The organism is Natronosalvus vescus, assembly GCF_023973145.1.
Taxonomy (GTDB): Archaea; Halobacteriota; Halobacteria; order Halobacteriales; family Natrialbaceae; genus Natronosalvus; species Natronosalvus vescus.
On the sequence record NZ_CP099546.1, the window covers coordinates 331,178 to 354,097 of the forward strand.

Annotated in this window: 19 protein-coding genes and 1 pseudogene; 6 read left to right on the forward strand and 14 right to left on the reverse strand. The window is 63.6% G+C overall.

Translation table 11 applies throughout. The annotated features are described in order from the left end of the window. Positions 1-53 precede the first annotated feature (53 nt). The 3 genes from NGM68_RS01480 to hemC are packed head-to-tail and all read right to left on the reverse strand — an operon-like array spanning position 54 to position 2,824. A complete protein-coding gene (locus NGM68_RS01480) occupies positions 54-797 on the reverse strand; it encodes a uroporphyrinogen-III synthase (protein WP_252699894.1) in 744 nt (247 codons plus the stop codon). Between the two features lie 3 nt (positions 798-800). Further along, positions 801-1,616, reverse strand: coding sequence for a uroporphyrinogen-III C-methyltransferase (gene cobA / locus NGM68_RS01485; protein WP_252699895.1), 816 nt, complete (start codon positions 1,614-1,616; stop codon positions 801-803). Next, the gene (gene hemC / locus NGM68_RS01490) at positions 1,613-2,824 is read right to left on the reverse strand and encodes a hydroxymethylbilane synthase (RefSeq protein ID WP_252699896.1); all 1,212 of its coding nucleotides are present in this window, start codon (positions 2,822-2,824) and stop codon (positions 1,613-1,615) included. The genes cobA and hemC overlap by 4 nt, the downstream gene beginning before the upstream one ends. Positions 2,825-3,021: 197 nt before the next feature. Here hemC and NGM68_RS01495 point away from each other — a divergent pair, with 197 nt between their 5' ends. Continuing rightward, positions 3,022-3,207, forward strand: coding sequence for a hypothetical protein (locus NGM68_RS01495; RefSeq protein ID WP_252699897.1), 186 nt, complete (start codon positions 3,022-3,024; stop codon positions 3,205-3,207). On the opposite strand, the gene NGM68_RS01500 is transcribed toward NGM68_RS01495, so the two are convergent. After that, entirely contained in the window at positions 3,180-3,488 is a 309-nt protein-coding gene (locus NGM68_RS01500) for a HalOD1 output domain-containing protein (RefSeq protein WP_252699898.1), read from the reverse strand. The two genes, NGM68_RS01495 and NGM68_RS01500, sit on opposite strands and share 28 nt — an antisense overlap. Before the next feature lie 170 nt (positions 3,489-3,658). Between NGM68_RS01500 and NGM68_RS01505 the strand changes: the two genes are divergently transcribed. Continuing rightward, a complete protein-coding gene (locus tag NGM68_RS01505; protein ID WP_252699899.1) occupies positions 3,659-4,258 on the forward strand; it encodes a helix-turn-helix domain-containing protein in 600 nt (199 codons plus the stop codon). Between the two features lie 64 nt (positions 4,259-4,322). Here the strand turns inward: NGM68_RS01505 and NGM68_RS01510 are convergent, their stop codons facing one another. From NGM68_RS01510 to NGM68_RS01525, 4 genes are all read right to left on the reverse strand, one after another. Beyond that, entirely contained in the window at positions 4,323-5,258 is a 936-nt protein-coding gene (locus NGM68_RS01510; RefSeq protein ID WP_252699900.1) for a metallophosphoesterase family protein, read from the reverse strand. Between the two features lie 94 nt (positions 5,259-5,352). Then, positions 5,353-6,180, reverse strand: coding sequence for an ABC transporter permease (locus NGM68_RS01515; RefSeq protein ID WP_252699901.1), 828 nt, complete (start codon positions 6,178-6,180; stop codon positions 5,353-5,355). Between the two features lie 51 nt (positions 6,181-6,231). Beyond that, the gene (locus NGM68_RS01520) at positions 6,232-6,507 is read right to left on the reverse strand and encodes a DUF8119 family protein (protein WP_252699902.1); all 276 of its coding nucleotides are present in this window, start codon (positions 6,505-6,507) and stop codon (positions 6,232-6,234) included. A 2-nt stretch (positions 6,508-6,509) separates the two neighbouring features. Continuing rightward, positions 6,510-7,682, reverse strand: a complete 1,173-nt coding sequence (locus tag NGM68_RS01525; RefSeq protein ID WP_252699903.1) for a hypothetical protein — start codon at positions 7,680-7,682, stop codon at positions 6,510-6,512. 440 nt (positions 7,683-8,122) lie between these two features. On the opposite strand from NGM68_RS01525, the gene NGM68_RS01530 reads away from it, so the two are divergent. Further along, entirely contained in the window at positions 8,123-9,871 is a 1,749-nt protein-coding gene (locus NGM68_RS01530) for an acyl-CoA carboxylase subunit beta (RefSeq protein ID WP_252699904.1), read from the forward strand. Positions 9,872-10,167: 296 nt separating this feature from the next. After that, entirely contained in the window at positions 10,168-10,467 is a 300-nt protein-coding gene (locus tag NGM68_RS01535; RefSeq protein WP_252701353.1) for a DUF5658 family protein, read from the forward strand. A gap of 95 nt (positions 10,468-10,562) precedes the next feature. Here the strand turns inward: NGM68_RS01535 and NGM68_RS18235 are convergent, their stop codons facing one another. The 4 genes from NGM68_RS18235 to NGM68_RS01560 all read right to left on the reverse strand — a co-directional run bounded on the left by NGM68_RS18235 (position 10,563) and on the right by NGM68_RS01560 (position 16,638). Further along, positions 10,563-11,924, reverse strand: a complete 1,362-nt coding sequence (locus NGM68_RS18235) for a GNAT family N-acetyltransferase (RefSeq protein ID WP_311136051.1) — start codon at positions 11,922-11,924, stop codon at positions 10,563-10,565. A gap of 140 nt (positions 11,925-12,064) precedes the next feature. Further along, the gene (locus NGM68_RS01550) at positions 12,065-12,940 is read right to left on the reverse strand and encodes a cohesin domain-containing protein (RefSeq protein ID WP_252699905.1); all 876 of its coding nucleotides are present in this window, start codon (positions 12,938-12,940) and stop codon (positions 12,065-12,067) included. Beyond that, positions 12,937-14,160 carry an iron transporter gene (locus tag NGM68_RS01555; protein ID WP_252699906.1) on the reverse strand — a complete coding sequence of 408 codons (1,224 nt, stop codon included), beginning with the start codon at positions 14,158-14,160 and terminating at the stop codon, positions 12,937-12,939. Before NGM68_RS01555 ends, NGM68_RS01550 begins: the two co-directional genes overlap by 4 nt. 279 nt (positions 14,161-14,439) lie before the next feature. Next, positions 14,440-16,638, reverse strand: coding sequence for a bifunctional metallophosphatase/5'-nucleotidase (locus NGM68_RS01560; protein ID WP_252699907.1), 2,199 nt, complete (start codon positions 16,636-16,638; stop codon positions 14,440-14,442). Positions 16,639-16,996: 358 nt separating this feature from the next. On the opposite strand from NGM68_RS01560, the gene NGM68_RS01565 reads away from it, so the two are divergent. Next, positions 16,997-17,368 (forward strand): DUF7113 family protein, encoded by a 372-nt coding sequence (locus NGM68_RS01565; RefSeq protein WP_252699908.1) that lies wholly within the window; start codon positions 16,997-16,999, stop codon positions 17,366-17,368. 36 nt (positions 17,369-17,404) lie between these two features. Here NGM68_RS01565 and NGM68_RS01570 read toward each other — a convergent pair whose 3' ends face one another. Further along, positions 17,405-18,676, reverse strand: coding sequence for a DNA double-strand break repair nuclease NurA (locus NGM68_RS01570; protein WP_252699909.1), 1,272 nt, complete (start codon positions 18,674-18,676; stop codon positions 17,405-17,407). A gap of 698 nt (positions 18,677-19,374) precedes the next feature. After that, positions 19,375-21,312: an archaea-specific SMC-related protein gene (locus NGM68_RS01575; protein ID WP_252699910.1), complete on the reverse strand. Its 1,938-nt coding sequence runs from the start codon at positions 21,310-21,312 to the stop codon at positions 19,375-19,377. 223 nt (positions 21,313-21,535) lie between these two features. Here NGM68_RS01575 and NGM68_RS01580 point away from each other — a divergent pair. Further along, positions 21,536-22,854, forward strand: a pseudogene (locus tag NGM68_RS01580) (RNA-guided endonuclease InsQ/TnpB family protein). Positions 22,855-22,920 lie beyond the last annotated feature (66 nt).

The following is a 22,920-nucleotide window of genomic DNA, read 5'->3' on the forward strand; positions in this document are numbered from 1 at the left end:
GGGGATTGGGTCGGCTTCTGGTATAAACCTGCGGTCGCAAAAGGGCTACAGCCCTATTCGTGGTAGGTCGGTGCCGCCGCCTCGACCGTCTCACAGGCCAGCGCGTCGAACGTCGCCTCGCTGGCGACCAGGTCGACGTCGATACCAGCATCGGCGGCGGTCTCTCGTGTTGGCTCTCCGATGACGCCGACGGTCGCTTCGGTCAGCCCCTCGAGCGCTTCGTCTCGGTTCCCGCGTTCGTCGGCGGCCTCGAGCCAGTGTTCGACCGTCAGCGAGGAGGTGAAACAGGCGGCGTCGAGGGTGCCAGCGGCGGCGCGTTCGGTGGAGTCGCCGCTCCCGGCCGGTCGGACGAGTCGGTACAGCACGGTTTCGTGGACGTACGCGCCTGCCGCCTCGAGTCCATCGAGCAGGACGGGGCTGCCGTGATCGCTGCGCGCCACCTCGACGCGAGCGCCGTCGACGGCGCCCTCGAGGGTGGCGACGAGGCCGCTCGAGGTGTACTCCTCGGGGACGGTATCGACGTCGTAGCCGACTTCGCGGAGCGCGTCGGCGGTTCGCGGCCCGATGGCACAGACGGTCGCCTCGCCCGGTTCCCAGCCGGCGTCCGCGACGAGTTCGGCCCCGGTTTTGCTCGTCAGGACGACGCAGTCGGCATCAGTCCGGGGAGGGGAACCAGTTGGCTCGACGGCGAGCATCGGATCCGGGACGGCGGTCGCGCCGAGAGAGTCGATCAGTTCGACGGCGTCCTCGAGGCGCTCGTCGTCGGGGCGGAAGACGGCGACGGTGAGATCCCGCACGCGTCACACCTCCTGCTCGTCGCTGTCGGCATCCGTCGGCTCGTTCTGAAGAAACTCGAGCACCGACTCGCGGGTGCCGGCGACGTCGCCGATGACTGTCACCGCGGGCGGTTCGATGCCTGCCTCGTCCCGAACGTCCACGATGGTCTCGAGGCTGCCCGTCGCGACCCGCTGGCCTGGCCAGGTGCCTCGTTCGATCAGGGTGACCGGCGTCTCGGGGGCCATGCCGGCCTCGAGCAGGGCAGTGGTGTAGTCTGGCAGTCGGCCGACGCCCATCAGGACGACGATGGTGCCGCCAGTGGCAGCCAGGGCGTTCCAGTCGACGGTGGATTCGTCTTTCGTGGGATCCTCGTGGCCGGTGACGAACGAGACCGATGAGGCGTGATCGCGGTGCGTAACGGGGATGCCGGCGACGGCGGGGGCCGCAATCGCGGCGGTGACGGCGGGGACGACTTCGAACGGAATCCCGTGTTCGGCGAGGTACTCGGCCTCCTCGCCGCCGCGACCGAAGACGAACGGGTCACCGCCTTTCAGGCGGGCGACGCTCTTGCCCTCTCGGGCGAGTTCCACCAAGCGTTCGTTGATCGCCGACTGCGGAGTGCGCTCGCCGCCGGCGCGTTTCCCGACGTCCTCGGCGTCCTCCGGGAGCGAGTCGAGAATTCGTGGCCCCGGAAGCTTGTCGTGGAGGACGACGTCGCACGTCTCGAGCAGGCGGGCGGCTTTGACCGTCAGGAGGTCGGGGTCGCCGGGCCCGCTGCCGATGAGGTAGACGGTGCCGGGTTCGGGTTCGGCGTCGGTGGTCGACGTGGCGTCACTCATTCGACGTCCCCCTGACGAGACGCGTTTCCGTCGCCACCGTCAGCATCACCCGCTTCGCCGACGTCCGCGCCGCCGTCGCCGGCGTCGTCCCCTCGAGCGGCAGCGATGAGGTCGGCAGCACCGCGGTCGGCCAGGTCGGTCGCGAATTCACTGGCCGCGTCCGCGTGGGACTCGATGGGAAGGTCGCGGCTGCCGACGACTGACTTCTCGCCGTCCTGGTCGAACACCTGGACGCTCGCGTGGACGTACGCCCCCTGGACGACCGCGTAGATGCCGATCGGGGCGATACAGCCGCCGCCGAGTTCGGCCAGAATCGTCCGCTCGACGGTCGTCTCGACCCGGCTTCGCGGGTGGTCGATGGCCTCCTTGATCTCGCGAGCGGTGTCGCCGTCCTCGGCCGTCACGGCTAGGGCACCCTGTCCGGGTGCGGGAACGAACGTCTGGGTCGGGAGGGGCACGTACTCGACCTGGTCGGTCAGCCCGCTGCGGTCGAGCCCTGCTTCCGCGAGGACGAGCGCGTCGTAGTGGACGTCGACCTCCCGGTCGAGTGCCCGCTGCTCGAGGTCGGTGAGGCTCGCGTACCAGTCGTCGACGGTGACGGTTTCGTCGGTACCGTCTTCGCCCTCGCCCTCGCCGTTGTCGTCGTAATCCGGCTTGTAGCTCCCGGTGTCGCCCTTGCGGTTCGCGTCGGCTTCCCGACGCCGCTCGCGTTCGGCCTGCAACGCCGGCGCAAGTACCTTCTCGAGGCGGGTGTCGACGTTGCCCCGAATCGGTTCGACCTCGAGGTCGGGGCGTTCGGACAGGAGCTGTGCGCGTCGGCGGAGGCTCGAGGTGCCGACGACCGCCCCCTCGGGCAGTTCCTCGAGCGTCGATCCGTCGGGGGTTACCAGCACGTCGCCTGGTCGGGCGCGCTCGGGGACGGCCGCCGTCACCAACTCGGCTGGCTGTTCGGTCGGCATGTCCTTCATGGAGTGAACCGCGCCGTCGACGTCACCCGCGAGAACGCGTTCGTCGAGTTCGCGGACGAACGCGCCGGTTTTCCCTAGCCGGTGGATCAACTCGTCGCGGATCTGGTCGCCCGTCGTCTCGACGGTCTCGAACGCGACGTCGTAGCGGCGGTTCTCGAGGCCCTCGCCCACGAGTTCCGCCTGCCGTCGGGCGAGCCTGGAGCCTCGTGTCGCCAGCCTGAGCGTCCCCTTGGTTCTCATATCACCCAGTCCGAGCCTCGAGTATGAAAAGCGCACGCTCTGGACTCGCCGTGTCGGTGGGCTGACCCCCGTTCGATCTGTGAGCCGATAACGAGTTCCTGCAGGCTGAAAGGCGATGTCGTTTCGGTCGGCTCGGCCCCTCGTGCCAGGTCGCGACTCGAGTGGCCTCCGAGACCTCGTCGAGCGACCGGTCTTGAGTGGCACCCGGATCGGTTACCCGCGATCGCAGCGCCGTGGATGGTGCCCTCGTCGCCGTCCCTCGCCTCGACGACGAGCGGTGGCTCACGACGGTCGCCTGGCCGCGTCTCAACGACGTTCTCTCGCGCTGTCCCTCGAAAATGGGTCTCTCGAACGGTCATCCCTCGAGTTCGATAATCACCTGATCGTCCTCGACGACGACCGAACACCCCTCGTAGGTGAACGCGATGGTGCACTCCCTCGAGCGTGTCCCGGTCGACGAGAACAGTGCGTCGAGTGCTTCGGGATCGATGGCGTCGTACAGCGGTGGCAGCGCCTCCGGCCGTTCTGCGGTGGGGGCGGCCGTTTTACCGGTGGCGGCTGCCACGGCAATGACGACTGCTTCACTCGGCGATTCGTCCGCAGGGCGGTCGTACCGGTGGTGGGGGGTTCCGGTCGAGCCCCCGGTCTTCTCGAATCGTGACACTGCTACACCTAGTGTATATTGACAAAAAAGCCGCACTGTTGACTATGTAACCCCAACATGATTGGTCATGTCGCTTTTACATCGACGCACAAACTGATCTTATGGGATTGATTGCTGAGTTCTCTGTCGAACTCCCCGCTCTGTGTCACACCTCCACTGCTGTCCCTACGATGCGTCTGTCCGGTATCGATATCGTTCTGGACGACGATCGGCCACACAAATTTGCCTTCACGGCGTACGGTACCCGTTTTTCCGAGTTCGAGCGCGCGCTGACGACCGATCCAACCGTCTCAGAGCACACCGTTCTCGCGAAAGGTGACGATCGGAGCCAGTACGTGGTAACCTACGACCAGTCGACGGTGACCCAGGGCACGTATTACGTCGCAACACAACAGAACATCGTCTACGATCTGGTTTTCCTCCGGGACGGCGAATACACCGTTCACGCCCAGGTGCCCGATCGAGACGCGCTTTCTCACCTCCGCGAGCACTGTTCGGAACACGACATCCCGTTTCAACTCGACCGACTCTATCGATCGGAGGGGGTGTCCCTCTCTGCAAACGAACTCACGGCGTCACAGCGCGAAGCGCTGGTGGTCGCCTACGAGAACGGCTACTTCGATTCGCCGCGGGTGACGACGCTCGAGGCCATCGGTGACGAGATCGGGATCTCGCGGCAGGCGGTCGCCGATAGGCTTCGACGCGGGCATCGCCACCTGATCGAGTCGATGCTGATCAGCGATCCCGATCTCGACCTCGAGGAGATGTGACGGGCGATTTGTGTGCGTTCTAGTCATCGAGGGGCAGATTCGAGTGTTTCCACGATAGACACCCCTACTCGAGTTCGTCGACCAGCGGATAGGTCGCCTGCTGGGCGGCCGACAGCAGGACGCGGTCTTTCTCGTAGCCGTGGGCGATCGATTCGACCATGCCGTCGCTGTCGGTGAGCGGCAGCTGGCGGACGCGCGTCCCTCGCTCGTCTATCTCGAGGACGAGCAGCGCGTGGGGGAACGAGGAGACGGCGGGCACGGTCAACTCCCTGACGCCGTCTCCGTCTTCGATGGCCGGAAAGTGGAGGTGGCCGGTGATGACCAGGGCGACGTCGTGGGCGGTGAGTACCTCGAGCAACGGCTGAGGGTTGGTGAATCCCGGGACGTACCCCTCGACGGGTAACCGCTCGCTCCAGCGGTCGTAGAGCGCGCCGGTTGCCGGAAGATTGTGGTGGACGGCGACGATGGTCGCGTCCGCGTCGGTCGCCGCGAGAGCCTCGTCGAGCCACATCAGCGACTCGGCGTCGATGCGTCCGTCCCAGCTTTCAGCGGGCTCGCCGGGTCGTGCAGCGTGGCTGTCGAGGCCGACGACCTCTAGTCCGCCGATACGAGTACGGAAGGGGAGGCTTCCGGGGGTGTAGCGCCGTTCGAAGGACGCGACCGAGGCCGTCTCGTGTTCGTCGAACGTCGTCGGCTCGTCGTGGTTGCCGGGAATCGCGACCATCGGTGGCTCGAAGGTGGCGAGTTCGTCGAACCGATCGAACTCCTCGGGAGCCCCGTTCCGGGTGAGGTCGCCGGCGACGAGTACGCCGTCGACGTCGCGTTCGTTGACGCAGGTGACGGCCGCCTCGAGGTGCCGCTCGGTGCGGTGAAATACCTTCCAGGTACCCGTTGCGTCGGTTGCGAGGTGGATGTCGGAACAGACGGCGAGCGTGATCGGGTCGGTGGTTCGCGGTCGCTCGAGACGAGCCAGCAGGTGTCCCGCGTGGGGTCGGGCCATCGGGCATAGCAACCACGTGGAAGGTGAAAATGGGTGTGGGCTGGTTCGCTGGGTGTTCCAGTTGTTTTAGTTGGTTCTCGGTTTCCGCTCTCGGCTAGATAAGCCCGCTGATGAACGCCAGTCCCATGACGATGAGCACGGCGGCTGTGAGTGTCGGGAAGTGTCGCGTGTAGCGTTCGACGGTCTCGCGATGGCGTTCGTAGCCAGCGATCAGCAACAACGTCGGCACGATGATTGCGACGATGACCGCCAGCGAGTAGACGAGCATCAACTCGAGACAGCGCTCGGTGCCGATACAGATGGCCAGGATCTGGATCGGCTCCTCGTGGGCGAATCCGAGCACCAGTGCGGTCGTTCCCAGGGTGAACAGCCCCCGCTCTGCGTGGGATTCATCGAGGTGCTGGTGGCCGTTTCCAGGGAGGAGTGAACGGAGTTGAGCGAGGCGGCTCGAGTCGTGTTCGTGGTGGTCGCCGTGTTCGTGTTCGTGGTGGCCCCCGTGGTCGTGGTTGTTGCCGTGTTCGTGTTCGTGGTCGTGACGATGGGCGTGATCGCTGTCCTCGTGGTGGTTATCGTGACCGTCGTGACCGTCGTGTTCGCCGTGATCGTGCCCATCTCCGAGGTGCCCATGCCCCCCGTAACGGTACTCGTAGAGTCCGAGCAGGATCAACAGCGTTCCGGCGATATATTTCATCATCGGCCCTTCAGCGAACGCCGCGAAGCCACTCACCCAGAAGTACGCGAGCACTAACACCACGCTGCTGACGAGGTGGCCGACGCCGAGAATAAGCGCCGCGACGAACCCGTGAAGCCAGCGTCGGGGTCGCTCGAGCGCGTACGTTGCGGCGATCGGCCAGCCGTGATCGGGTAAGACGCCGTGGATGAACCCGATGGCGATGACGCCGGCGACGACACCCAGTTCCATGCGTGAGCGTGTCGGCGCGGACGCTAAATCGTTTGGTATCGTGACGGGTTGCTATCCCGGGGTCTCGGGGGATCGAATCCAGGGAGCGGTCACGACCACGTACACGGCCGCGCCACCAACGAGTATCACGTAATACGCCCAGCGGGGCCAGGCCGTCGAGAGAAAGAGGAGCGTGAGAAAGATCGTCCAGAGCCCGAGGACGACCAGATCAGTGAGCAGCCGAGCACCTCCGAGGAGGTACCTCGAGAGCGTTCGGTCGGTCGATCGGGAGCCGGTGGAATCGGTCGGTTCGGAGTCGGTGGAATCCGTGATTTCGGTACGTACCATCGTTAGAAGTGATAGCCGTGCTGTTCGGTGAGGTGGTAGGCGGCGATTCCCCAGACGTAGCTCTGACCGGGCCACCACGTGCGGGCGTTGTTGAAACCGGCGATCAGGACGCTGTTATCGTCGCCTTCCGGATCGGCGTGGAAGCTCACCGATCCGCTGTCGCCGTCTGTCATGTCGGTTTCCTCTCCCCATCGAAGCTGCCCCCGACGACAGATCGAACTCGTCACACAGGAGACGGCGTCAATCCCCTGGATGTCGCCGCTCGTTTCCCCCGTTAGCGCGCCGACCTTCCAGAGCGGTTCGCCCCTGGCGACCAGGTCAGCGAGCCCGAACCGGGTGTACTGACCCGTGATCTCGTAGCGCGCCTTCCCCTCGATGGTACTGCTCGGTTGGTACGCCCCCAGCGGCTCGATCGTCGCGACGTCGGCGACCGGGTAGCTGCCGACGACGGTCCCGAGTTCGACCCGCGACCCGTCCGAGAAGGGAAGGGTGACGAGTTCTCCTTCGGGGGCGTCGGATCTCCCAAAGGCGTGTTCGGCGGTCGAAAAGTATCGTTCTTGCCCCTCCGGATCGTACAGCGCCGGGCCAAGGGTTGCCATACTGTCCGCGGTTTCACAGGCGTATCCCGCAGGAATCGCCGGGTTCGAGTCCGCTCGAGCGAGCCGCGGTTCAAGCACGGATCGATCCTCCTCGAGATTGTCGAGGTTACGGATCGCCTCGAAGTTGATCGAGACGCCGTCGGTAATCCGCTCGAGTGCTTCCCGCATTTGGGCCGGGTTGACGCTCACTTCGACGGTGATCGAGGCACTCTCGTCGCTGTAGCTCCCGGGGACGACGGCACTCCCCAGGTAGCCGGTGATCGTCGACTGGGCGAGCAACTCGTTGTATTCGAACGCCTTCGAGACCCGGTCGTACCATGCCGCCGGCACCGACCGCGTACGGGTCTCCATCGACCAGGGGTCGTCCGGATCGGCTCGAACGAGAGCGGTGACGACTGGCACCTCGCCGTCGGGACTCGAGAGGAAGTCTTCGACCCCGAGAAACTGTGCGAGTCCGAGGGTGTATCCGGATGCGACGAGGGTTCGGAGAAACTCCCGACGATCCATACCGCGTGCGAGGCGCTCGCGGATCGACGCTAGTCGCTGTCCGGTCGTCTCATCACTGTCAGGAACCATCGTCTCGAGGGCCGCTCGTAGATGACGCTCCGACAGGGATAGCTAATTCTCCCGTACACCGACTGGTCGCTCGTTCAGATCATCCAATCGATACTTAACTACTGTCTGTATCAAGCCCAACACAAAGGATTGGTGACGCGAATCGACATGGTGTCTCCGTGCTGGTGACCACGGGGACGCATGGCGCGAACCCCGGTTCCCCCTCGAACCGGGTTCCGTCTCTTCTCCCCTTTCCTGCCGATCAGCGCTCGACCCACAGCCGACCGTTGGGCGAGACATACAGCGAATCGTTCGCATTTCGGTTCCGATCGACGCGCCACACGTGCACACGTGGTGGGGTCGCTCGTGACCACAGGAGGTTGCATCTCGAGTAGGGATCCGTTTCCTGCGGTCACCGCAAAAGGGAAAACGGTTTTTCCCCGCTCCTCGCAGAAATTGCCATGGACGTTCGTATCGGATCGGGTGCATCCGCGGAGGAAGCGTCGGCGATCGGGGCGGCCCTCGCCGAGTACGTCGGCGACGAAGTCGAAGTGTACGTCGGTGATGGCGAGGAGCCCGCGGCCGTGGCCGAACCGCCGGAATCGGCGACGACCGACGACGGCAGCGAATCGCCGTCAGAACCAGCACCAGCCGCCGACCTCGGGCCGACCGAACGCGAGGAGAAACTCATCGAAGAGATCGAGGAGATCCTCGAGGGCGGCCACGAGAAGTACAAAGAACAGCTCCCCGATGAGGGGAAACTGTTCGTGCGCGACCGTCTCGACCTCTGGTTCGACTCCGACGGCAGCGCGTTCCTCTTCGAGGACGGCCGGTTCGCCGAGTTCGACGCCGACGATCGCCTGCCCGCGGACGCGCTCATCACGGGCGGGGCGACGTTCGAGGGCCGCGACCTTCACTTCATGGCCAACGACTACACGGTCAAACGCGGCTCGATGGCCGCGAAGGGGGTCGAGAAGTTCCTTCGGATGCAACAGCGCGCGCTCAAGACCGGGCAGCCGGTGCTGTACCTGATGGACTCCTCGGGCGGTCGGATCGACCAGCAGACCGGCTTTTTCGCCAACCGAGAGGGGATCGGCAAGTACTATTACAACCACTCGATGCTCTCGGGGCGGGTACCCCAGATCTGCGTCCTCTACGGGCCGTGTATCGCCGGAGCGGCCTACACCCCCGTCTTCGCCGACTTCACGATCATGGTCGAGGGGATGTCCGCGATGGCGATCGCCTCTCCGCGGATGGTGCAGATGGTCACCGGCGAGGAGATCAGCATGCAAGAACTCGGCGGCGCGCAGGTTCACTCCAGCGAATCCGGCTCGGCCGACCTCGTGGCGACCGACGAGGAACACGCCCGGAAACTCGTCGCCCAGCTGATTACCTACCTTCCCGACAACGCCGACGAACAGCCGCCGCAGATGGAACCTCGAGCCCCGTTGCATAGCCCGGAGGGAATCGACTCGATCGTCCCCCAGCACCCGAACCGGGGCTACGACATGGTCGACGTCATCGAGCGCGTCGTCGACGCGGGGAGCTACTTCGAACTCAGCCCCGACTACGGCAAGGAGATCATCACCGCTTACGCCCGTATCGACGGCCGTCCAGTCGGCATCGTCGCCAACCAGCCGGCCCACCGCGCGGGCGCGATCTTCCCCGACGCCGCCGAGAAGGCCGCCGAGTTCATCTGGAAGTCGGACGCGTTCAACATTCCACTGCTGTACCTGTGTGACACGCCCGGCTTCATGGCCGGCTCCCAGGTCGAGAAGGATGCCATCCTCGAGAAAGGGAAGAAGATGATCTACGCGACCTCCTCGGCAACCGTCCCCAAACAGACCGTGATCGTCCGGAAAGCCTACGGGGCGGGGATCTACGCGATGGGCGGGCCAGCCTACGATCCAGAGAGCGTCATCGGCCTCCCCTCGGGCGAAATCGCGATCATGGGGCCGGAGGCGGCTATCAACGCCGTCTACGCGCGCAAGCTGTCGGAGATCGAGGACGACGACGAGCGCGCCGAGATGGAACAGCAACTACGCGAGGAGTATCGCGAGGACATCGACATCCACCGGATGGCCAGCGAGGTCGTCATCGACGAGATCGTCCCCCCGAGTTCGCTTCGGGACGAACTGGCCAATCGCTTTGCGTTCTACGAGGGCCTCGAGAAGGAGTTGCCGAGCAAGAAACACGGCACGATTCTGTAGGCGTCGTCGGCTTTGGAGTCCTCGAGTTGACACGCTGTCCGCCACACTTTGGCCCACTGTAGGGGATCGACAACCCTGGAATCATCAGGGTAACTTTCTGCTTACTCCGCAGTAACAGCCGCTTACACGCTCACTCGAGGCTCCATAACAATAGCCCGGATCGCGGTAGCCGTGAACGCTCTCGGTGGCTGGGATCGACGACGATGCGACGCCGGTTCGACTCCGGTGGGGAGCGTATGCGGTCTGACGGCCTCCAGTGGCGATGGCACCGCCGCCTCTCGATCGACCTCGAGCAGATGGACGACCTCGAGCGCCTGCTCTGGGTCGTCGTCGGCCTCTCGCTGGTCGGCGATCTGGTGACGACGTTCGTCGGGCTACACCTCGGGCTGGCGGAATCGAACCCCGTCGCCCGCAACGCGATCGAACAGTGGGGGGTCTTCGGGATGCTCGCGCTGAAAGGGTTCGCGGTTGCCGTCGCCCTGCTCTGCCGGACGGTGCTCGAGCAGGCCTACCGGCCGATCATCCCGGCGGCGCTGGCGCTGCCGTGGGTGCTCGCGGTGTGTATCAACGTGTACATGATCTCGAGCGTGATGTGACTGCGGTGTGTGCGGTCGCCGGAACGGTGGCAGGCACGTTCGCCGGTGTGGTCGCCGATCACTCGTGATGCAGTCGCCGATCGCCCGCGATTCGGTCACCGATCGATCGTAGCCGACTCCGGAATCCGCACCGTCACGTCGGGCTGATTGTCCTGATACTCTTCTCTCGAGACGGTGTACCGGTACAGGGTCGCGGGCTCGCCGTCCTGGACGCGCCAGTTGCGCACGCGTCCCTCACAGCCGCCGCCACGAGCCTCAGTGTAGCGGGTGATCGCCCGTCTGGAGCGCTCGTTCCCCTCGAGTACGGTGACCGTGACGACCTCGAGATCCAGGTGTTCGAACGCGAGTTCCATGAACGCCGTCGCCCGCTCGCCCGAGTAGCCCCGTCCCCAGAAGGGTTTGCGCAGCCAGACGCCGAGGGTCATGGTTCGCGCCTCCCAGTCGATGCCGAACCCCGCGTCTCCGGCGAATTCGCCGTCACCGTCCTCGCCCGAACGGGGGTAGATGGCGTAGGAGCCGCCGGTCGATACATCCCACTTCTCGCTGACGTACTCGAGGAACTCGAGGGTCTCCTTCGGCGTCCGGTGGGGATCCCAGGTGAGGTACTCGGTGATCTCCTCGATGTCCGGATCCGACGAGCAGATCGCGTAGAGCGCGAACAGGCCGTCGGCGTCGACCGCGTCGGTGTGGAGCGCCTCGAGGCGAAGCCGATCGGTTTCGATCGTGCCGGGAAACAGCGGGTGGTCGTCGGTCGTCGCGGTCGTTTCGGCGGCGATGGGGCCGACGGTCGGTTCGGCTTCGGTGCTGACTTTGCTGGCTCGAGTCGTTCGATCCGCGCCTCGAGCAGCGTACTCCTCCCCTCGACTCGCCTCGAACTCCTCCCGTGCGATCGTATACCGGTGCAGATCGACCGGCTCGTCCTCGAGGGTGCGGACGTTGCGGAGGTGTCCCTCGTACTGCCCGCCCGCGCGGTCGACGTACCGGTCGATGGCTCGCCGGGAGCGCTCGTTGTCGGGCAGACAGGAGACGGCGACCGCCTCGAGATCCAGTCGGTCGAAGGCCACCTCGAGCAAGGCACGAGCGCGTTCGCCGGAGTACCCCCGTCCCCAGAAGCGTTTCCGGAGGACGATGGCCAACTCGGCCAGGTGGCGATCCCAGTCGACGAAGATGGTGGTCGTCCCAGCGAAATCGCCGGCCCCGTCTTCGCCTTCTCGGGGACGGATCACGTACGTCGCCGCCGCTCCCTCCGCTCGCTTCTCGGCCACCGACTCGAGGAACTCGAGGGCGTCGTGTGGTGTCTCGTACGGCGAGAGCGGGACGTACTCGAACACCGATTCGTCCTCGAGGCCGTCCCGGGCATATGCGGCGTACAGTTCGTCGACGTCGATGCGATCCGGATCGGCCGCCTCGAGACGCAAGCGATCGGTCTCGAGTCGATCCGGGAAGAGCGTCGTCATGCCCGTTCGGAAGTGCCGTGGGGTAAAAGTGGTAGCCCAGGCATGCGTGATTTTGACACGCTCTCACCCCCTGTTGACGATAACTATAATCTCTATGCCAATTCACTACAATTTTTGCAGTAATACAGATGGCCGTTTCGTCACCGTTTGCTGGGGCCTCGAGCGTCGCGTCCACCGAGGCGAGCAATGCCGGCAAGAGCGACGAGCGTGGCGAGTAGTACCCCTGCACCGGCGACTGCCGTAAATCCGGAAATCGGATCATCGCTCTCGTCGGTCACCGCTCCATCGGCATCGTCGGCTTCAGTACCCGCATCGGCGTCGCTTTCGGAACCACTCGTTCCATCGACTCTGCCCTCGTCCGTGTCGTCGCCACCGTCCGTCTCGTTCTCGTCCGCCGTCATCGACTCGAGGCTCTCTCGATCGCTCGGATCCGGATGATCGAACGGTTCGTGTGGTTCTCCACCGCCGTCGACCGAGACAGTCACCTCGCGATGGTGGATCGCTAACGGGAACTTTCGCTCGAGGTAGACGCCCGAGTCGCCAAAGGAGAGCGTCGTCTCGTGGGCGGGGGCGTTCTCGAGCACGCGGACGGTTACCGTTGCCACGCGATCTTGTCCTTTGGCACCGTCGGCGACGGGATCACGTCGTTGCTCGAGGATCGCTGTACCGGCCTCGTGGGCGATCACCTGTTCCTCGGTGATCTCCGTCTCGTCGCCCTGCTCGAGCCAGTCGCCGGACTCGATGGCGACGATCTCGAGGTAGTCGGGATGGTACTGGCCGACCAGTTCGAACGAGGCGACGCCTTCGCCGCCGTGGCCACCCTCGCTTCGCATGACGACGTCGACTTCGAACGTCTCCCCTGGTTCGGCTTCGACCTCGTGGGGCGTCGGGTCGATCACGGCGAGTTGGTCGCCTGCGGTGACGGAACCGCCCCCGACTGCGACGATGGCGAGCAGCCCCACCAGGAGGACGGCGACACCTACCCCGGCGAGGGCGAGACGCCTGGCACTGGTCATCTCGAGATCACCGTCGACATCGACGACATGTCGCGAAACGCCGTCTCGTATCCCCGGTGGCGCGAGACCTGCGGCGGGGTGACCACCTCGAGGTCGAGGTTGGCTCCATCGGGTTCGGACTCGAGGACGACGCCGTAGTGGTGGCCGAGTTCGTGATCCATCGTCTCCGTGAGCGCGTGACCCTCGCCCTCGACCGTCACCTCGAGCGCCATCAGCGGGAGGACACAGCGGTTGTAGGGCGTTCGCGGGGAGACCGCGAGATACCAGCCGTCGTCGGCGAACCGGGTGTCGGACTCGAGGAGCGTGATTGCGAACGCGGCGTCGCCGCTCTCGAGGGTGTCCTGGTAGGTGCCGGGGAGGTCGTCGACCGGCGGGAGGGCGGAGTAGGGGATGGCGTGGCCGTCGTCGTGGTGCTCATCGCCGTGATCGTCGTGCTGGTCATCATCGCGATCGTCGTGGTGGCCGCCGTCGTCGCCATCACCGTGCCCCATCGGCTCGAGCGCCCCTCGCTCCCCCCACTCCTCTTCGGGGAAGTACTCGATATCGGTCGCCAGCGCCCGCAACTCGTCGTCGTACTCGAACTCGAACGCGAACTCGACGGCCTCCTCGAACCGTCCCTCGAACGCCCCGGTCTTGTGGACGCCCACGGGATTGATCCGACCCTCGACGCGATAGCTGCCGTCGCCCTCGAGGGCAACGTTGTCGCCGAAGTGAAACCCCATCTGCTGGGAGATCATCAACCAGGGTCGGTTCTCCGTGAGGAACTCCCCTTCCCGATAGAGTTCGAAGACGGGACTCGAGTCTAACGGCAGCACGTGGCCGGTCTCGCGATCCCAGGCGGTGACCATCAGGTGGACGTCGTCCTCGGCGGTCGGGTCGACGCGTTCGACGTCGGTTCCGTCGGTAAGCCAGAACGGGTGCGGGTAGGTGAGCATCGGCCCGATCAGGTAGTCGCCGGCCTCGACGGGCTCGAGCATCCGCATCCGCTCGCGGTGGGTCGGGAGGTAGACGGCCTCTGGTGGGTCTTCGATCTCTGGAAACGCGAGGATGTCGTCGTTGCTGTCGCTGTCGCTGTCGTCACCGTCGTCGCTCTCTCCCTCTGATCCACCGTTCGAGTCGTCGTCATCGCCACCGAGACAACCAGCCAGGGCGAGCACACTGGCGCTGATGGCGCTAGACTCGAGCAGGCGACGACGCGAGACGTGACGATCGTCGGTCATTCGATGGGTGAACTGAGTCGATTGAGCGGCTTACCGTTTGTCTTTTCGGCACCCTTTCGTATCGACCGACATCGTTTCGGAGTGTTCGGGACGGTACCCGTTCGGGTCGCGTTCGCCGCGTCCCGGATTCCACGGTCGTTCGACTCCGCTCACGTCCTGAAAAAGCGAACAGCTTCGTGAAGCGATAGTCATAAATTGACGTCTTCGAGGGGCGATGAACCCGATCCTCGAGCCAACCAAAATCAGGTGGGCGACGAACGAACAATCGACCCGTCCGAATCAGCCCTGCACCTGGTCGTCCTCGTCAGCGCCGCTCACGCGCGAGTAGAGGTACGCGCCGCCGGCACCACCTGCGAGCGCCGCGAACGGGCCGAATCCGGGCGAGCCGTCCTCGACGTCGTCGGCACCGTCGTCTTCGACGACGACGTCCTCATCGTCGTCAGTGCTGTCATCGTCCGTCCCGTCGTCATCGTCGCTACCACCCTCGCCATCACCTTCCGAAGCCTCGATCACCGCCGTCGCCTCGAGGCTCGCCTTTAGCTTGAAGAAGTCGTAGCCATCGGAGGTGGGGACGTCGAAGCCGTAGTCCCAGTGGTCGGCGTCGGGATCGTAGCCGCCGAACACTCGAAGCGCCGGTTCGTCGACGCTCGCGGCGAGCGAGGTCAGCTCGCCGGTGTCGAAGCGAACCTCGACGGTGTCGCCGTCGGCCGACGCCCCGGTCGCCTCGAGATCCTCGCCCGTACGGACGACCGCGCGGAAGGAGTCCTCGACGATTTCCGTCCCGCCCTCGGGGAAGGGGAAGGAGACGACGAGTTCCCCGCCATCGAGGTCGACGGATGCCTCGCCGACGTCCTCGTCGACCCGGATCATCCGGTTCTCGCGTTCGGGTGCGACCGTCCCCCACTCCTCGAGCACCTCGAGGACGTACGGACCCTGGAACTGGCCGGAGTCGTGGACGTGTTCGGCCTCGCTCAGGACGGGATCGTTGCCGACGACGTAGTCGTTGTTCGCGAGGTAGTAGGTCTCCTCGGGATCGACGGGTTCGCCGTCGACGAACACGTTATCGATCCGGGTCTCGTCGTGGTGGCCCCACCACTCGTAGGAGACGCCCGAGACCTGAATCGCCGGCTGGGTACCGAAGGAGTCGTCCGGGTGCGGTCGGACTTCGCTCTCGAGGTACTCGACGAGTTGGTCGCCGGTGACCTCGACGACTTCGATCTCGTTGGGGAACGGCAGCGTCTCCATCACCTGTGCGCCCGTGATCGGGCCGGCCTCGTAGTAGCCCCCGCGGATACCGCCGCCGTTCTGGACGGCGACGTCGACTTCGATATCGGCAGTCTCGCCGATGGTCGCCATCGCGTCGGTGATGAGGTTCCCGAAGCCGGTCTCGACGGCGTAGTTGTCGAAGGTGCCGTTGAGATCCGTCTCGCTCTCGAAGAACGGCTGGCCGAGGCGTTCGTCGAGGTCGCCCTGCCAGTGGTCGCTCAGCTCAGCGAGGGTGGGATCCTCCGCGATGTCGTCGGTGTGGATGGCCGTGATCTGGTCGTACTCCGCGACCTCGTCGGCGGGCTCCCAGTCCGGTGCGAGGAGGTCGACGCGCTGCCAGTCGACGAGGTCGCCGTCGGCATCGAGGGTGATCGAGCCGACGTGGTTGAACTCGTCGCCGAACTCGCTGATGACCGTCCCGTCGAGGATCTCCGGTTCGTCGTAGACGACGCCGGAGTGTGAGCCGACGATGGCGTCGAGTCCGTCGACCTCCGCGGCGAGCGTGTCGTGGACGTTCGTGTTCACGTGTGAGGCACAGACGACGAGATCCGCACCCTCCTCTCGGAGCGCGTCGGCCGCCTCCTGGGCCCCCTCGACGTAGCCGAGCACCTGCCAGTCGGCCGGGTAGTCGGTCAGCGTGTGGAAGTTCGTCGACACCAGGCCGAAGACGCCGAGAGTCAGATCGCCGGCCTCGAGCGTCACCCACCGCTCCGTTCCGGGTACGGGGTCGCCGGCGTCGTCGAGCAGGTTGGCGACGACCCAGGGGAACTCGCTTTCCTCGAAACGAGCCGTCGCGACGTCGGCCCCGAAGTCGTACTCGTGGTTGCCAACGCCGACGGCGTCGATGTCCATGTAGTTCATGGCCTCGATCATGTGCTCGCCTTCGTACTCGAGGCCGAGCATCGAGGGGGCGATGTCGTCGCCGTTTCCGAGAAACAGCGAGTTCTCGGCGTTGCCGAGTACCTCCTCGACGATGGTGTAGTACCGAGCGATGTTGAGGTCGTGTTCGTTGGCGTCGCGGAATCGTCCGTGGAAGTGGGTGTCGTGGACGATGGTTACCGTCTCACCGCTTGCGGCAACGCTGGCACTCGCGGGGACGAGAGCGGCGAGTGAGGCACCGGCGGTCGCGCCGAGAAATCGGCGACGGCTTCGATCGACCGACGGTGTCTGTTTGTCTTCCGAACTGGTATCGAATCGTGAACGTTGACCCATGAATCACTGCTGTGAAACGAGTGCCTAATACCTTTTCAATTCAACCCTGTCCTGTTGGATTTCTTTATATTCCAGTCCGATGAATCCCGGTTCGGCTGGAAATTCCCGACTGAACTCGGCGCACACTCCGGGATCGCAAACACTCGAGTACGGCCAGTTATCGCGAACCCGTTCGTTCGCATACGGGTCGTTTCCGTCTGTCTCTATTCGTCTCGTGCGTTCTCGAGTCGTATTCCATCCCGGTGACGGCCTCAGCCGTCACGCAGCGATCGATGCTGCCCGGTACCCAGTGGCTCAATCCGTCCAGGCAGTGCTTGCAACCACCCGGTTTTTCCGTTTGCTTCCCCTACAGAACGGTATGTTACTCATACGCGGTCGTGCCGGCGGCACCGAACTGACCGGTACGCTCTACGAACGGGGCGAGCAGGCTCCGTCGTTTCGTGGGGCCCCGGACGAAGGGGCGGCCTACGTCTGGATCTGCGACGAGTTCTACGAGGTCGACAGCGGCGGCACCGTCCAGATCGTCGACGGCCGCGAGATCCACCTCGCGTTCGAATCCCCGATGCCACGAGGCTTCGACACGCGCGAACAGGCGCTCGAGGCTGCGAAATCGCACATTCGAACGCAGTTCGCCCGCATCGGCGTCGACCCGGGCGCAGTCGAACTCGAGGTCGAAAAGGACGCGCCGGCGTCCGTACTCGACGACCCGATCGAAGGGGACGTGCCGTAACGCTCATCGAAGGAGACGGCCCGTCACGCCGACCACTCAGGCGAATTCGTCGCCCCAGCGCTTGTCGTCGTAGCTGCGGCGTTCGACCGTATCGAACTGGCGCTCGAGCGTCTCACGGAGCGACCGCTTCTCGGTGGCGCTGATCCGGGCGAGTTCGTCGGCCTTTTCGATGATCCGTGGCGGCCCGTGGGCGATGGCGACGTCCTGTAAGAGCTGTCTGGTCAGCCGTTCGCGTCGCTCCTCGTCGCGGACGATCGCGCAGGGGGCTTCGACCCGGTAGATCAGGTCGTCTCGAGGATCGTAGATCACGAAAAACGCCACCTCGTAGGCCGCCGGCTCGAGCTGTCTCTCGACGCCGAGGGCGTCGCCGTCTACCGAAAGCGGCCTGTCGACCCCTCCACGAGAACGGAACCAACCGGTGTAGGTCAGACTCGACTCGTCTCGCTCCCACCGGTCGTCGCCGACGTCCGAGACGTACTCCCCGCGCTCGAGAATCCGGGTGAAAAACGTCGAATCGTCGCTCCAGGGGGCGTCCGCTCCCTTCGATTTTACCGTTCGGGTGATGACTCGCGTCGCCGGGTTCTTCACGAAGCCAACGAGGGGAACGTCGCGCTCGACGAACGTTTCGACGAGTCGAACGTAGTTCTCGAGCACCTGCTTCGGACGGGCGTTCTCCTCGAGAAACGTCGCGAGGTCAGGATGTTGATCGGACCAGCGCAGGAGCCCACGCGGGTACAGTGGCCCGTCGAGAACGAGCAGGTCGGTGACGTCCTCGGCGTGATCGCGGGCGTGTTCGCTCTCGGCCAGATAGAGTGCGAGTGCGTGGACGACGCCTTCGGCGAACCGCGGGAGTGGCGGGATTTTGACGGCCCGTGATTGGCTGTACCCCTCGTCGAACTCGTCCCAGCTTTCGTCGACGTGGGCGGTTGGGTCGTTCGAGTGTACGGTCGCGACGACCGTTCGCGAGCGGTGCAGGTCGAGGTTCGAGGGGGTTCGACTCATCGCCGCCTGGGCGATATCGATCACGAGGCCGTTCTTGAACACCGTCGGGTTGATCGTCCCCGCGTCGAGTCCGTGCTCGGTGGGGAATGGACGCTCACAGAGCGCGATTCCCTCACAATCGACGACGTGACGCGAGACGGTCTCGAGTGGCTCGAGTACCAATCGCCCAGTGTCGTCGACGAGCGGATCGAGAAACTCCGACCAGACCGTCTCGGCGAACTTCCGGTGATCGCGCTCGTCGGCACCGTGGTCGATCCGTTGGGCGAGACGCGCGATGCCGTCGAAGTGTACCGGATCGAGTGTCATGCCCGACTCCACCGAAGCCACCAGCAAAAAGCCAGTGGTCGGGATCACGGTACGGTCGTGGTGCTGCACAGCCGACCGATCTGTCAAACCGACACGCTCGAAGGATTTTCCGCCTGCTGATGTTCTCGGATATAGTCGACCACGAAATCTACGACAAATATAATATAACAAACATGCATATCTATCTGTCACCTTGGGTCGATCGGTTCGCCCACAGAGAGGTTCTGTACGCAGGTTCAGAGCCACCACGGAGTACTGCTCGACTCGAGCGCGGACGTCCTCCGATGACGGCGAGTTCGCGATCTACTAGCGGGAACGGGCTGAATCACAATACGAGTATCGCTTCGTACAATCTCGGCTTTCGGTCGTCTGTCTGGCGTTAGACGATGCTGACACTGTACCCGTTCGAACGTCCACACCGGCTGGTTCAGTCGATAAAACTGGCGATTTGGCCATACGAAATTGTGCCCCGGATAACTCGAGACGGAGCGAGGTTTCTCGCCACCAATTTTGGTTAATAAATACGATACTTTTGCACTTGTGTATGGCTTCGGTTAGTATTGCTGTGAGCGGTAGAGGAGACGAGAGTTACACCTGTAGGGGTGTAATATCCGTCTACGAGGACACACTTCCGTCCGTGAATATCACGTTCGGTGATTAACCACGCTCATCGGACAAAATGGTCGCTGCCGATCCGTTCAGATCGACGTAATTCGCGTATACCCCTCGTCGAGCGCCTCTGCGTCCTCTGGAAGCAGCGCCGTCACGACGGTCTCAGCGTACTCGCTGAAGTAGTCGACCAGGCGGGCGATTCGGTTTGAGTCGATCGCCTCGAGCGAGTCGAGCAGCATGAACGGTACCTTTTCGTACACGTCGTGAACGAGGTACCCAGCGAGCGCGAACACCAAACCTGTCACTTCCCGCTCACTCTCACTGAGGTGATCGATCGTGTCCTCGTAGGTGTGGCCATCCTCCGCCTGCCTGACGATGTGGAGCTCGAACGTCGGCCTGTCGACGTGCCTGCGCCCCTCCCTGACCGTCTGCTCCGTTCGCTCGATCCAGATCCGCTCGATGTTCTCGTACTCGAGCACGTCGAGGACGGCAGCCATGTGTTCGTTGAACGCATCCACCGATTCGCGCTCGAGGCGGTCGATCCGCGTCCGCAAGTCGGTGAGCCGCTCCGAGACGGCGTCCCGTTCGGCCTGGAGGTCGTCGACGCGCTTGAGTTCGTCCTCGGTTTCTTCGATTTCGGCTTCGACGTCTTCGAGGTCGTCCCGGAGCTGGCCGAGACGGAACTCGAGTTCCGTGACGTTCTTCTGGCGGTCGAGCGTCTCGCTCTCGTCTTCCTGCTCGAGTTCTTCGACCGTCTCCTCGAGTTCTTCGACCGTCTCCTCGAGTTCGTCTTCCCGTTCCGTCAGCGTCTCGATGCGAGCTTTCCGATCCTCGATTTCGGTTTCGGTCTCCTCGAGTTGCCGATTCACCCGCTGTCGGCGCTGTTTCGTCTGGCGTGCCTCACGGAGCGTTTGCTTTCGGTCGTCGATTTCCTGGCGAAGCTGATTTCGTTCCTGGACTTTCTCCTGTCTGAGCGAGCGAAGTCGGTCGATGGTCGCTTCGATCTGTGCAGTGTCGACTTCGGTTCCGCACGTCCAGCAGACGACCGTCCCGTCGTCGGCTAACAGCTGGTCGGTGAGTTCGCCCTCCTCGTCGTCACTGAGCGCCGCCGTGATCTCGGGGTTCGTCCCATCGAGCATCTCCTCGTTGAACTGGATGATGCTCTGGAGCTGTGTCGTCTCCGAGTCGAGGTTCGAACGCTGTTCGCGAAGCGTCTCGAGCTCGTGTTCGATCGCGTCCGGATCCGTCTCGAGCGCATCCGGCAGTTCCTCGAGCTCCGCCGTGAGATCCTCGAGTTCGGATTCGAGCGTGTCGATGCTCCGTCGCTCGGTTTCGAGCTGGAACTCGGTCTCCTCGAGGTCGCCCCGAGCCGACTGGAGCTCATCGAGTTTTGCGTCGAGTTCGTCGTCGTCTTCGTCGTCGGCCTCGGCTTTCTTCGCCTCCAGGTCGGCGCGGCTCTCCTCGAGTTCGGCCTCAGTCTCCTCGACCTGCTCGCGGAGCGATTGGCGGCGTTCCTCGAGCGAGGGGAGGGTGGACTTCATGGACGTCACCCGGTCGATCTCCTCGTCGAGTTGGCGCTTCTCGGTTTCAGCCTGGTCGATCTGGGCGGTGATCTCGTCGACGTCGACCGGCCGCATGATCACTTCGCGTAGATCTTCTTTCTGGCTGACGGCCCGGCGAGCGGTGTTCGACTCGAGCAAGAACGCAAAGAGATTCGCCAGCGTCGGGTCGTCGAGATACGGATTGCCTGAGCTGACGACCTGGCCGCTTCGCCGTTCGAAGTGACGTTCGTACGTTTCGCCGCCGATCTCGAGTCTGACTGAGCCGGACTCGGCGTCGGCTTTGAGCGAGACCTGATCGCTGCCGAGTGCGCCCATGATCGACTGCAGAAAGGAGGTTCGGTTCGTTGCATTTCGCCCGGTGAGGATGTTCACACCGGGAGATAACTCGACCGTCGTCGAGTCGATTCCGCCGATGTTTTCCACGGCGAGCCGTGGTCGGGTCGTGGTTTCCCCTGAACTCATTATCGACCCTTAGAGAACGATGTACTTATAGACCGTCCCTTTTTCCGGGCGACCGTATTGGAACGATTATACAGAATCGAGGAGAATACCTGACCCTTTAGGGTCAGGATGAATCCGACAACACCTCCACTGTCCACCGTCGATAACGAGGCCGGATATCCACTATTCACAATCCAAAGCTTTACAATAAGATCAATTATAAGCTATTATATAGGCGTTCAGGGTGTTGGAAGTCCATCGTACACATCGAGCGAAAATCCTCAACCACTCACAAGTGGAACGGATGCTCGACCGGCACGGATGGTCGGCCAGTAAACTCTGGAACGTCGCTACCTACCACTCCCGGCAAGTATGGGAGGAGACGGGCGAGATTCCCGACCACGGCGATCTCAAAGACGAGTTGAAGACTCATCCAAAATACAAAGGACTGCACTCGCAGTCCAGTCAGCGCGTTCTGGAGGAGCTCGCTGAATCCTTCAACTCGTGGTACGGAAAACGCAAATCCGATGACCGCGCATATCCGCCCGGCTACCGCAAGAAAAACTACTACGACTCACAAGGCCGGCGCGTTCACGAAGAACACCCGCGTAGCAGGTGACGTGGAAACAAAACGGCATCCGCCACGACTCGAAGAACAACCGTTTTCGGCTCTCAAAAGGCGCGAATCACAAGGAACACCCAAAAGCGTGGGAGTACATCCTCATCGAGTACGAAACCCGCCCTGGCATCACCGTCGAGAACGTACAGCAGGTTCGTGCTGTCTACGACCGAGCGAAGGGGCGGTGGGAACTGCATCTCGTCTGCAAAGACGGGATCGAGACGCCCGCTGCACCCGGCACCGAGTCGGCTGGTGTCGACCTCGGTATCTGTAACTTCGCAGCGGTCGCATACAGCACCGAGCAAGCCGACCTCTACCCCGGCAACCGCCTGAAACAGGACGGCTACTACTTCCCGAAAGAGATCGCCAGATGTGACAACTCAGGTGGCAAAGCAGCCACCAGACACCACCACACGTGGTCGGAACGCCGCACCCACTTCTTCCACAGCCTCGCAAAACACATCGTAGAGACGTGTATCGAGCGTGGCGTGGGTCGAATCAACGTCGGGAAACTCTCTGGTGTTCGAGAGGACGAGAACGGTGACTCGAAAAACTGGGGTCGCCATGGCAACCTCGACCTGCACGGGTGGGCGTTCGACCGCTTTACGAAGATTCTCACCTACAAAGCGAAGGTTGCGGGTATCGAGGTCGTAGAAGTGTCCGAACGCGACACGAGTAAGACGTGTTGTATCTGCGGGAGAGAAGAGGATAGTCAGCGTGTCGAACGTGGACTGTACGTCTGTGAGGGGTGTGATGGCGCGTTCAACGCTGATGTGAACGGGGCGGAGAACATCCGTCTCGATATCAATGAAAGTAACTCCGAGTCTTCGGCCAGTTTGGACGAAGATAGGAGTACCGGCTGGTTGGCACAGCCCGGAGTCTACCTTCATGACCTCTCCCGAGGATTCCAACCTCGGGCAGAGGTGGTAGACTGCAAACCCTAATATCCCAACTCAGCGGTGCGAAGCCGTGGGATTCCTCCGCGTTCCCGCGGAGGAGGATGTCAAAAC